Here is a 9,027-nt window from a genome sequence, read left to right as displayed (position 1 = left end):
TTCACCTATATATGATCATATTCTTTACAAGATTGTTTATCTCTTTACCCTGATATCCTAAGGCTCCACCTTCTTTGTGAGACCTTTTTGTCTTTCCATATCCTCCTTTTGGTGGCGAAAGCCGAAAAAGGGGCTTTATCTCTGGTATCTCTCCATAAACAATCTTTCTCTCTATTAAGGCTGTTGTTAATTCATCAATGCTCTGGTATGATGTATTCTCCTTTATATATTCATCTGTTACTGCTTTATCACCTATTAATCGACCCTTTTTAGTAATCAGCTCTTTTAAAGTTTCTTTATCTATTTCACCCCATGTAACATAATCATTTACCTTTCTTAACATTCCTTCATTTTCTTTGTTTTTCTTTAATAATACCGCATGGTTTATACGGGTCAATCTTAATATTTTCAGTGCGTCTGCAGTATCTGTATTAATCTTAGTCCGTCCCCTCACTCGTATCACTATGTACATTATTTACACCTCCTTTATAGATAGGTAAACTTACACTTAACCTGCTGCTAATTCTCATGATGATCGTTGCTTTTAATGCATCATATGTTGCAAATGCATAATTAACCGTAGTCTTTGTATGACCCTGTGTAAATCCCCATACATCGCTTATTCCAGCTAATCTTAACACTGCTTTTGATATGTTGCCAACTGCAAGGCCTACTCCTCTCGGAGCAGGTTTTAAAACCACTCTTACAGATCCTGCACTGCCCACCACCTTAAATGGTAAAGAATGAGATGTATTACAACCACATTCCCAGGATCCGCAACCTCTTTTAATTTCGATGATTTTTAATTTTGCATTTTGTATTGCTTTCTTTATTGTAGGACCTACTTCTTTGCCTCTAGCCCTGCCTATACCTACAAAACCATTTTTATTTCCTACTACCACCGTAACTGCAAAGTTGGTTCTTCTCCCTGAATCGGTCATCCTCTGTACCATCTTGACATCAAGCACTTCTTCCTCTAAGCCAGGCATGAGCAAATCTACTATCTGCGGTTCTTTTAAAGGTAAATATGATGATAATGCTTGGGAAAGTGTCGTGATCTTTCCGCTTATGACTAATTTTCCTAACTTTGTCTTCGGTATCCATTCTATGTTCTCTTTAGCCATACAGTTATTCCTCCAATTTAGATTTAATTTGAGTTATTTCAGATTCCATATCTTTGTTCAGATGCTTTCCAGAAAGTCTGTCTGCACTGGGAATCTTGTCTTCACTATGCGGAATCAATAATCCTGCATCTAACATACCCTGTAGCGCCGCAAATACTCTGCCACCTTTTGACGGCACTTGCCTTCCAATGTCAAGCACTGCTTTCTCTATTCCTTTTTTTATGGCTCTCTTCCCTGCAAGATATCCAGCCAGATATGCTGCTGGAACGGTCTTTGTAGAGTATGACCAGCCATATTTTTTTAATTCTATAGCCGTGGCTGACGAGATAACCTTATCTCCAATAGCTTCAAAATTCACAATCTGAACAATTGTGTTCTGCAACGTCTTTCTGACTACAGCCCTTGGAATATTAGCTCTTAACAGGTTTAAACGAGTTCTGTAATCTGTAATGTTCTTTCTTCTTCTTTTAAATGGTAATCTATTGACAGTCATTTTTTCACTCCTTCTTTTAACTCGAGATGTGACAGTAAGTGGGCCCTGTTCTTAAAAGATCCACCTTTGGCAAGCAAATAATATCTGCGATAAACATGAGCATCTATCTTGTTATCTGTTCTCAAAGATTTTAAAGTTTTTCTTAATACCCTTATATTTTTCATCCATCTCTGTTTCTTTGGATACCTTGCGTATTTTGTACCTCTTCTAGATCCCTGACCTCTTCTCAGCCCTTTGCTTTTCTGCATTTTATTGTGCCTTATTCTGCTTCTGGAATTTCCAACTACATCTTGTTTCTTGATTACTCCTTTTTTAATTAACATCCTTACATCGTCTCTGGATATGGCAGATTCTATGTCTTCTTCAGCCTTTGGATCTAGATAAACCCTGTTTACCCCGCACTTAAATATTTTTGACGCTAATCTTTTTTGAAATGTTAAATCCATATTTTCTCACCTTTCTAAACCGTTGAGAACTTTTAATCCCAGCTTATTCGCTTCCTTCACTATCTCTATCTTTTTTCTCATTCCCACAGTACGTGCGATCCTGACTGCATCTTTTTTAGGGTCTAGATTTTTTAAAGATTCAATATTGTAAACTAAAATGTCCCTGAATCCACTTGAATGCAGATACCTTACCTTTCTGGGGCCTCTGAATCCACTGTCTACATTGGGGGGCCGGTATCCTTTTTGTTCTCTTAACTTAGAATGCTTTCCTTTTGGCTTTCTCCATGACTCTCCAAGTTTAGTATATCTGAACCATTCCTGCCTTTTAAATTCAGGTCTCTTCTTATTCATTTTGTTTCTGATTTTAAGTAAAATCCTTTCTTTATCATTTAAATCCGGTTTCATTGAACTTCACCTTTATTTGTGATATATATGCCATCCTGAAACACTCGCGGATCAAAATGCTTGATCTTCGTTGCAAATTCTATGTTTGCTGCAGTTTGCCCTACTTTTTCTATGTCTATGCCTGAAACTGTAAGTATATCACCCTTAAGAGTCACTTTCACGCCTTCTAATATCTCTGCCGAACGAGCTGTTTTTTCTCCGAGAAAGTTCTCTATCAGTACATGATTGTCTTTAACTGTGACCTTGATCGGAAAGTGTGCGTATAAAACTTTTAAGCTGTATTCAAACCCTTCTGTTACCCCTTTTATCATATTGTTTATGTGCGCCATCCATGTTCCAATAAGGCTGTACTGCTTTCTTTTTGGCAATTTTACATATAATTCTATCTTTTTACCTGCAATGCTAAGCTTTATATCATTATCCTTGAACTCTCTGGCAACTGATCCTTTTGGACCTTTTATGGATAATATTGAGTCGGTATAACTTACAGTAACCTTGTCTGGCAAGTCAATGCTGTATTTTAATTCTGGAAACATTACCATATCATTTCACCACTCAATATACATAAGCAATAAGCTTTCCTCCAAGCCCATTCTTCTTGGCCTCTTTATGTGTCATTATACCATGATTTGTAGAAATTATCAATATCCCAAAATCTTGAGCCGGTAACAGTCTTCTCTCATACTTTTCAATATCTTTGTTCTTTACAGAAAATCTTGGCTTTATAACGCCACAGCCATTAATGACCGGCACTACTTTCACTTTAAATTTGCCACCCTGATTGTTTTCAATAAACTCAAATTCTGAAATATAGCTATATTCCTGCATTATCTTCAATATTCTCCCTATAAGCTTTGATGCAGGCTTCACCTCTACCTCTTGAATTCCTTTAATCGCCGCATGTTTAATTGTGTTTAATGCATTATTTAACGGATCCATATTCATCTTTATCACCTTTATTAGGAATATTTTCTAAAACCAATATCGTAAGCTGTTTCTCTGAAACACTGCCTGCATAATCTTAGGCCATATCTGCGTATCAAGCCTCTTTTTCTGCCACATCTTATACAGCCATCATGTCTTCCATAGTTCTTTTTAGGCCTCTGTTTTGACTGTACCATTGTTATTTCACCTCTATTACTTTTAGATTAAAATTCTTGATCATATATTCCATAGTTTCTTCCCTTTTTACTCTCTCTTTAGAAGATAGCTTTTTGCTTCTTATGCGCCTTAACTCTACTCTGTATCCACCTTTTCTTTTAAAGCTAACATTTACATCTAATCCGAATATCCCAATGTCTGGATCATATTTCATGCCCTCAAAGGTGGTGTAATCCCTCACACCGAAACTTAAGTTTCCATTATTGTCAAATGAATAAGATGGTACTTTGAAATCTTTTACCCATAATGCTCTTTTTAAAAATGTTAATGCTTCTGCTTTTCTTAATGTTACTTTCACACCCACAGGTTGATTTTTGCGTAAGTTCCAGTCCCTGATTGTTTTTTTGGATATTGTGGTCACTGGATCTTTGTTTGTGAGCAATCTTAAAACATTCTCTGCCTTTTTTAGCTTTTCTCCACCTTCTCCTACACCAATATTCAATACTACCTTGTCTAAAACAACCTCTTTCATAACATTACTCATCTAATTTCACCTCTGGAATTCTGATCTCAGCTTTAGTCGTGCCAATGACAAATACATTCTCTTTGGTAGATTCAAAGCCTTCTTTGAATTTGACACTGTTAGGAGCTGTGGATTTTGTCTTTATATAACTTTCTATTTTTGCAATCTTACCGATATTCTGCCCACCAATAGTTAATACATAACTGCCCGGTTTGAAAGGATAGTGATCTATCACTTTTAAGTCAGGGAGACTTATTTTTAAGGTATCTCCTGCCTTGTAGCTCTTCTCTTCAGATAATATTGATTTGCCATCATGTAGTATAATCTGAGTTTTTCCACCCTTTAAAGTAACTTTTTTATGAATCTTTACAAGCTTCCAGATCCCTTCTTCATTTGGAACGCTCATCACTCTCAAAATACCGTTATTATCATAAATTAACCTATAGTATTTGTCTGTAGTTTTAATGTAAATTATATCCATCAATCCGACCGAGTATTTGGGGTCTGTTACTACTTTTCCATCAACAAAAATGTTTCTGCTTACAATTATCCTTTTAGCTTCCCTTGCCTTGTCAGCCAGTTTTAATATATCTCTTATAATTACACCTAATGCTATGCTATCCTCAGATCTGTGAGGCCCAGCTCTAGGCTTGGCTAACCATGGATCCACTTTTCTGGATATCTTCAATATCCTTGGCGCTGCTAACCTCTTTAAATGTTTACTCATACTGATCCTCCTTCTTTACTTTCTTCTGAAGGTTCTTCATCTGCTTTTTCAGGTTCTGCTTTTTCCTCGTTAACTTCTTCCTTAACTTCTGTAGTTTCCTCTTTTTCCGGTTCAGGCTCTTCAAATGCTATCTTTTTAATTTCCGCTATTTTCCTGAGTTTCTCAATTCTTTTTTTATCATCTAAGCTTAACTTTGTGATCAACAAGTTAGAAGCATCTAAATAATACAAAACCTGCTTTTTATCAGATTTTGAAATAGTGATTCCTTCTACCGCTAATTTGCGATCTTTTACATTTACTTTAGATATTTTTCCTTCAAATCCCTTAAATTTGCCCCTTTGCACTTTTACGGTATCTCCCTTGACTACAGATAATGATCTTGTACCGTATTTTGAATATAACTCATTGCTCAAATGTGATGATATGTTTTTCCTAATCACATGTTTTGGCTCCGTATAATAATCTTTTCTTACCTTTCTTGGCTGTACCATCTTTAATCACCTATAATATCGTAGAGGCTATCGCTGCAATTCTGGGCCATCTTTCTGCAGCTTCTCTAGAAACCGGCCCTTTGATCTCGGTTCCCTTAGTCTCACCCGTTTCTGTTACAATCACTGCAGCATTATCTTCAAATCTAACCCATAAGCCATCTGCCCTTCTAAAAGGCCTTTTTTGCCTTATTATAACGGCCCTGAGCACCTTCTTTCGCATTTCTGGATTTCCTCTTTTCACGCTTACCACTATAGCATCTCCAACACCTGCTGCCGGCTGCCGGTTTTTTGTGTTATGATACGTTAGCACGGTGATTATCTCAATTATCTTCGCGCCTGTGTTATCAGCGCAATCTAATTCTGCTCCAGTGGGTAATCCACGCGTCTGTTTCCCAGCTAAACCTTTCATATTTAATCACCTTATAATTTTTCTATTACTACGAATGACACTGTCTTTGACAACGGTCTGCATTCCATTATCTTGACCTTGTCCCCAATATTCACCTTTATACAATCTGGCAAATGCGCATGATATTTGCTACTCTCTTTCTTGTATCGCTCGTATTTTTTATCATACCTGTGAAACTCTTTTTTTACCACTACTGTTTTATTCATCTTGTCCGATTCTACCATTCCCTCAATAATCTGCCCCCTTACACTCAAAGATCCATGAAATGGACAGTTCTTGTCATGGCATTCGGACTCAGGTGCCTTTACATCTATTCCGATATTTTTCATATTTAACAATCCTCCATTTTAACAAATTTTGAAATTCTTTCATAAGGTCTTAACATCAGTTTTGTACCATCAACCAAATAATTATCAATTTTGTAAACCGTACCTTTTTTTGGTATTTTTAATATCCTGTTAGAGCTCTCAATATAAACCATGTTTTTTGTTTCATCTACTATCTTTCCTTCTACCCCGCAATGTAATGGGTTGGAAGATTTTAATATCTTGACATCGAACCCTATCAGCTCGGTTGTATAGTAATTCATTTTGTATCTACCTTGTAACCTAAATCTTCTAATATCTTCTTCACTCTTTCTCTCTGATCTCCCTGCAACTCAATTCTGCCATCTTTCGCAGTACCACCTGTTGCCGTCTTCCTTTTTAGTGTCGTTGCAAGCTCTGAAATATCCACGGTTTTGAGATCAAAGCCCGCGATTACAGTCATATACTTTCCATATCTGCGCTTTGTAACTGAGATTTTTAATTCGTTAGAATCAATAGGATTTATAATGCTGTCTTCTATTTTCATTTATTTCTTTTCCTCCCGCGTAATGGTCTCGATTCTTGCTATCTGTCTTCTCAAAGACTTTATTTTGCCTGGATTGTAAGGCGCACCGCCCATGGAAGATATTCCACGCTCATGCAATAATTCAGCTCTCAACTCATCAAGCTTCTTTGCAAGATCTTCTTTATTCAACTGCCTTATCTCCTTCGCTCTTAGCTCCGTCATTTTTATTACTCTCCTTTACTACCTTCTTTTCAACAATAGTTATTTCATCAGGCAACTTTTTATCAGGGGTTAGAATCTTCACAGTCACTCCGATTATCCCGGGCTTTGTCTTTGCTACAGCATATCCTACAAACATGCTTTCTGCAGGTTTGCCAGAATACTTTATCTTTCCATCTGTGAACTTCTCTCTTCTGCCCCTATCTCCTCCAATCTTACCGCCAATGATTATCTGAGCGCCTTTTGCACCAGAATCCATTATCCTCTTTAATGTCGAGTGCCCTGCTCTCCTAAAATGCCACCCTGACTCTAAAGCGGATGCAATCTTTTTTGCCATTATTAAGCTGTTCAAGTTAGGATTGTCAGATTGTCTAACTTCTATCTGCGGATTTTCAATGTTGTACTCTTTCTCGATCACTGATGTGATCTCTTTGATCTTGTCTCCTTTCTTCCCTATCACTAAACCTGGCTTCTCTACTTCCAGTATTATTCTAGTGCCTAAAGGAGTTCTCTGAATTTCTATGCCTCCAAATCCGGCAGCGTCAGTTGCTCTTTTTAAATACTCTTTTAATAACACTCGTTTTATGTTTTCCTGTACAAATTTACGCTCATTCATTTATTAACTACCTCTTTAGCTATTATTTCCACATATACCCTCGTCTTAAAAAATGGAGTTGCTCTACCTTGCGCTCTGGGCATGTATTTTTTCACAGTTCTAGCTTTTTTCGCAAGTATCGAAATGAGTTGTATAGAATCTAAATCTAAATCTTGATTTTCAGCATTTGCTTCCAGATTTGCAAGCACTGTCAAAATATATTGTGACACTTTTACAGGATATCGTGCAGGACCCATCCCCTTTTGATGACTTACATTTCTCATATAATATTTATAGGGTATTGCCCTCTTTTTGTCAATTACTAATTTCAGATAATCTTTTGCTTCATTTAAATTCATTCCCTGCAAGAAATTACATACTACTACAGAGTCTTTGAGCGATATCGGAAGATCTATTCCTCTTGCTCGCACAACTTTTTCGCCTTTAAGCTGATTTGTATATCTTAACATATTTATATCACCAGTTTATTTTAAAGGTACGTACTTGGATGACTTGGTAGCACCTACACCCGGACTTGAGTGTTTGATCTCTCGCCTGGTGAGTGAATACTCTCCTAAATAATGACCAATCATCTCAGGTTTAATCTCAAATTCTAAATACTCTTTTCCATTGTGAACCATAACTCTCTTGCCAACAAACTGTGGAATTATCACAACATCTCTGATTTGAGTCTTAATTACCTCTTTGTCAGAATTTAATAGCTTTTCAACCAGCTTGCTCTGCTCTTCATTCCACCCTCTCTTTAAAGTTCTCCTTGCTCTTGCTGGCAATATCGTGATCAACTCTTCTATCTTCAATTCAAGCAATTCGTCAAGTGTATATCCTTTATAACTAAATTCCTTGGCTCGTTCCATCGCGAGCTTTTGCGTTTTCCTCTTTTTTCGCCTTGTTGATTTTGCAGATACAATCATCTTCTTTGCCATAATTTTATCGCCTCTTTAATCTCTTTCTCACAGGTCCGAATCTCCCAACTTTGCGGCCTGGCGGTGCATTTTTACTGACCGTGCTAGGCCTACCTACATGCTGGTGATTTCCACCACCATGAGGGTGATTTAAGGCATTCATCGCTACACCTCGAACTGTATAAGGCCTCTTTGCCTTGCTCTGATAAGCATGAATCTTGTTTCCAGCCTTTATAAAAGGCTTGTCGGGCCTGCCAGATCCTGCAGGCTCTCCTATAACTGCCCTGCATCTCGGGTCAAAGGCACGCATTTGTCCGGATGGCAAAAGAATCATTACTTTTTCACCATGCGAAACTATCTGTGCATATGTGCCCGCAGATCTCACGAACTTACCACCATCATTAGGTCTGATCTCTATATTGTATACCATTGTACCATCAGGTATATAACCTAATGGCAATATATTACCATTCTTAATCGGCGCATGAATGCCGACCTCAATTTTCTGACCAACATACATTCCTGAATGCGCGATCATATCATATTTCTTGTCGTTTAATTTAACTACTGCGACAGGTGATGTGTGTGAAATGTCATTTTTAATCTCAAGTACTTCTCCTAAACCTTCCTCAATAGAGGGATGCTTTATCTCGATCTCGTAATTGTGGCTTGGTGCTAAATACACTCCAGTTCCTCGCCCGCGTCTTCTGCTTCTAACTCTCTTTCCCATATTATTCACC

The 9,027-nt window shown here is 37.4% G+C and carries 19 protein-coding genes and 1 pseudogene; all 20 read right to left on the bottom strand.

Features of this window, described 5'->3' with window-relative positions:
* Position 1: 1 nt before the first annotated feature.
* The 20 genes and pseudogenes from QXQ25_02675 to QXQ25_02580 all read right to left on the bottom strand — a co-directional run bounded on the left by QXQ25_02675 (position 2) and on the right by QXQ25_02580 (position 9,017).
* Positions 2–472 carry a 50S ribosomal protein L30 gene (locus QXQ25_02675; GenBank protein MEM0160611.1) on the bottom strand — a complete coding sequence of 157 codons (471 nt, stop codon included), beginning with the start codon at positions 470–472 and terminating at the stop codon, positions 2–4.
* Complete coding sequence (locus tag QXQ25_02670) at positions 438–1,124, bottom strand: 30S ribosomal protein S5 (GenBank protein MEM0160610.1); 687 nt, start codon at positions 1,122–1,124, stop codon at positions 438–440. The genes QXQ25_02675 and QXQ25_02670 overlap by 35 nt, the downstream gene beginning before the upstream one ends.
* Positions 1,125–1,128: 4 nt before the next feature.
* Positions 1,129–1,617, bottom strand: a complete 489-nt coding sequence (locus QXQ25_02665) for a 50S ribosomal protein L18 (GenBank protein ID MEM0160609.1) — start codon at positions 1,615–1,617, stop codon at positions 1,129–1,131.
* Positions 1,614–2,063, bottom strand: a complete 450-nt coding sequence (locus tag QXQ25_02660; GenBank protein MEM0160608.1) for a 50S ribosomal protein L19e — start codon at positions 2,061–2,063, stop codon at positions 1,614–1,616. The genes QXQ25_02665 and QXQ25_02660 overlap by 4 nt, the downstream gene beginning before the upstream one ends.
* Positions 2,064–2,069: 6 nt before the next feature.
* Positions 2,070–2,468 carry a 50S ribosomal protein L32e gene (locus QXQ25_02655; protein ID MEM0160607.1) on the bottom strand — a complete coding sequence of 133 codons (399 nt, stop codon included), beginning with the start codon at positions 2,466–2,468 and terminating at the stop codon, positions 2,070–2,072.
* Positions 2,465–3,010, bottom strand: a complete 546-nt coding sequence (locus QXQ25_02650) for a 50S ribosomal protein L6 (GenBank protein ID MEM0160606.1) — start codon at positions 3,008–3,010, stop codon at positions 2,465–2,467. The genes QXQ25_02655 and QXQ25_02650 overlap by 4 nt, the downstream gene beginning before the upstream one ends.
* Before the next feature lie 13 nt (positions 3,011–3,023).
* Positions 3,024–3,413 (bottom strand): 30S ribosomal protein S8, encoded by a 390-nt coding sequence (locus QXQ25_02645; GenBank protein ID MEM0160605.1) that lies wholly within the window; start codon positions 3,411–3,413, stop codon positions 3,024–3,026.
* 14 nt (positions 3,414–3,427) lie between these two features.
* Entirely contained in the window at positions 3,428–3,589 is a 162-nt protein-coding gene (locus QXQ25_02640) for a 30S ribosomal protein S14 (GenBank protein ID MEM0160604.1), read from the bottom strand.
* A 2-nt stretch (positions 3,590–3,591) separates the two neighbouring features.
* Complete coding sequence (locus QXQ25_02635) at positions 3,592–4,113, bottom strand: 50S ribosomal protein L5 (GenBank protein ID MEM0160603.1); 522 nt, start codon at positions 4,111–4,113, stop codon at positions 3,592–3,594.
* Positions 4,106–4,819 carry a 30S ribosomal protein S4e gene (locus tag QXQ25_02630; protein ID MEM0160602.1) on the bottom strand — a complete coding sequence of 238 codons (714 nt, stop codon included), beginning with the start codon at positions 4,817–4,819 and terminating at the stop codon, positions 4,106–4,108. The genes QXQ25_02635 and QXQ25_02630 overlap by 8 nt, the downstream gene beginning before the upstream one ends.
* A 149-nt stretch (positions 4,820–4,968) precedes the next feature.
* Positions 4,969–5,310: pseudogene (gene rplX, locus QXQ25_02625) on the bottom strand (50S ribosomal protein L24).
* A gap of 10 nt (positions 5,311–5,320) precedes the next feature.
* Positions 5,321–5,719: a 50S ribosomal protein L14 gene (locus tag QXQ25_02620; GenBank protein MEM0160601.1), complete on the bottom strand. Its 399-nt coding sequence runs from the start codon at positions 5,717–5,719 to the stop codon at positions 5,321–5,323.
* 11 nt (positions 5,720–5,730) lie between these two features.
* Positions 5,731–6,048 carry a 30S ribosomal protein S17 gene (locus QXQ25_02615; GenBank protein MEM0160600.1) on the bottom strand — a complete coding sequence of 106 codons (318 nt, stop codon included), beginning with the start codon at positions 6,046–6,048 and terminating at the stop codon, positions 5,731–5,733.
* 2 nt (positions 6,049–6,050) lie between these two features.
* Complete coding sequence (locus QXQ25_02610) at positions 6,051–6,308, bottom strand: ribonuclease P protein subunit (GenBank protein ID MEM0160599.1); 258 nt, start codon at positions 6,306–6,308, stop codon at positions 6,051–6,053.
* On the bottom strand, positions 6,305–6,571 hold the full coding sequence (yciH, locus tag QXQ25_02605; protein ID MEM0160598.1) for a stress response translation initiation inhibitor YciH: 267 nt from the start codon (positions 6,569–6,571) through the stop codon (positions 6,305–6,307). The genes QXQ25_02610 and yciH overlap by 4 nt, the downstream gene beginning before the upstream one ends.
* Positions 6,572–6,772 (bottom strand): 50S ribosomal protein L29, encoded by a 201-nt coding sequence (gene rpmC, locus QXQ25_02600; protein MEM0160597.1) that lies wholly within the window; start codon positions 6,770–6,772, stop codon positions 6,572–6,574.
* Entirely contained in the window at positions 6,732–7,385 is a 654-nt protein-coding gene (locus tag QXQ25_02595) for a 30S ribosomal protein S3 (protein MEM0160596.1), read from the bottom strand. Before QXQ25_02595 ends, rpmC begins: the two co-directional genes overlap by 41 nt.
* Entirely contained in the window at positions 7,382–7,834 is a 453-nt protein-coding gene (locus QXQ25_02590) for a 50S ribosomal protein L22 (protein ID MEM0160595.1), read from the bottom strand. Before QXQ25_02590 ends, QXQ25_02595 begins: the two co-directional genes overlap by 4 nt.
* Positions 7,835–7,849: 15 nt before the next feature.
* Positions 7,850–8,296 (bottom strand): 30S ribosomal protein S19, encoded by a 447-nt coding sequence (locus tag QXQ25_02585; protein ID MEM0160594.1) that lies wholly within the window; start codon positions 8,294–8,296, stop codon positions 7,850–7,852.
* Between the two features lie 16 nt (positions 8,297–8,312).
* The gene (locus QXQ25_02580) at positions 8,313–9,017 is read right to left on the bottom strand and encodes a 50S ribosomal protein L2 (GenBank protein ID MEM0160593.1); all 705 of its coding nucleotides are present in this window, start codon (positions 9,015–9,017) and stop codon (positions 8,313–8,315) included.
* Positions 9,018–9,027 lie beyond the last annotated feature (10 nt).

This window comes from Thermoplasmata archaeon (genome assembly GCA_038729465.1).
Classification (GTDB): domain Archaea; phylum Thermoplasmatota; class Thermoplasmata; order Thermoplasmatales; family ARK-15; genus JAVRLB01.
Note: the sequence above shows the minus strand (reverse complement) of the source record. Positions and strands in the feature narration are given on the sequence as shown.

Excerpts from the sequence above, each read along its gene's own strand:
- QXQ25_02675 (MEM0160611.1), bottom strand. The coding sequence starts at position 472 with ATGTACATAGTGATACGAGTGAGGGGACGGACTAAGATTAATACAGAT.
- QXQ25_02670 (MEM0160610.1), bottom strand. The coding sequence starts at position 1,124 with ATGGCTAAAGAGAACATAGAATGGATACCGAAGACAAAGTTAGGAAAA.
- QXQ25_02665 (MEM0160609.1), bottom strand. The coding sequence starts at position 1,617 with ATGACTGTCAATAGATTACCATTTAAAAGAAGAAGAAAGAACATTACA.
- QXQ25_02660 (MEM0160608.1), bottom strand. The coding sequence starts at position 2,063 with ATGGATTTAACATTTCAAAAAAGATTAGCGTCAAAAATATTTAAGTGC.
- QXQ25_02655 (MEM0160607.1), bottom strand. The coding sequence starts at position 2,468 with ATGAAACCGGATTTAAATGATAAAGAAAGGATTTTACTTAAAATCAGA.
- QXQ25_02650 (MEM0160606.1), bottom strand. The coding sequence starts at position 3,010 with ATGGTAATGTTTCCAGAATTAAAATACAGCATTGACTTGCCAGACAAG.
- QXQ25_02645 (MEM0160605.1), bottom strand. The coding sequence starts at position 3,413 with ATGAATATGGATCCGTTAAATAATGCATTAAACACAATTAAACATGCG.
- QXQ25_02640 (MEM0160604.1), bottom strand. The coding sequence starts at position 3,589 with ATGGTACAGTCAAAACAGAGGCCTAAAAAGAACTATGGAAGACATGAT.
- QXQ25_02635 (MEM0160603.1), bottom strand. The coding sequence starts at position 4,113 with ATGAGTAATGTTATGAAAGAGGTTGTTTTAGACAAGGTAGTATTGAAT.
- QXQ25_02630 (MEM0160602.1), bottom strand. The coding sequence starts at position 4,819 with ATGAGTAAACATTTAAAGAGGTTAGCAGCGCCAAGGATATTGAAGATA.
- QXQ25_02620 (MEM0160601.1), bottom strand. The coding sequence starts at position 5,719 with ATGAAAGGTTTAGCTGGGAAACAGACGCGTGGATTACCCACTGGAGCA.
- QXQ25_02615 (MEM0160600.1), bottom strand. The coding sequence starts at position 6,048 with ATGAAAAATATCGGAATAGATGTAAAGGCACCTGAGTCCGAATGCCAT.
- QXQ25_02610 (MEM0160599.1), bottom strand. The coding sequence starts at position 6,308 with ATGAATTACTATACAACCGAGCTGATAGGGTTCGATGTCAAGATATTA.
- yciH (MEM0160598.1), bottom strand. The coding sequence starts at position 6,571 with ATGAAAATAGAAGACAGCATTATAAATCCTATTGATTCTAACGAATTA.
- rpmC (MEM0160597.1), bottom strand. The coding sequence starts at position 6,772 with ATGACGGAGCTAAGAGCGAAGGAGATAAGGCAGTTGAATAAAGAAGAT.
- QXQ25_02595 (MEM0160596.1), bottom strand. The coding sequence starts at position 7,385 with ATGAATGAGCGTAAATTTGTACAGGAAAACATAAAACGAGTGTTATTA.
- QXQ25_02590 (MEM0160595.1), bottom strand. The coding sequence starts at position 7,834 with ATGTTAAGATATACAAATCAGCTTAAAGGCGAAAAAGTTGTGCGAGCA.
- QXQ25_02585 (MEM0160594.1), bottom strand. The coding sequence starts at position 8,296 with ATGATTGTATCTGCAAAATCAACAAGGCGAAAAAAGAGGAAAACGCAA.
- QXQ25_02580 (MEM0160593.1), bottom strand. The coding sequence starts at position 9,017 with ATGGGAAAGAGAGTTAGAAGCAGAAGACGCGGGCGAGGAACTGGAGTG.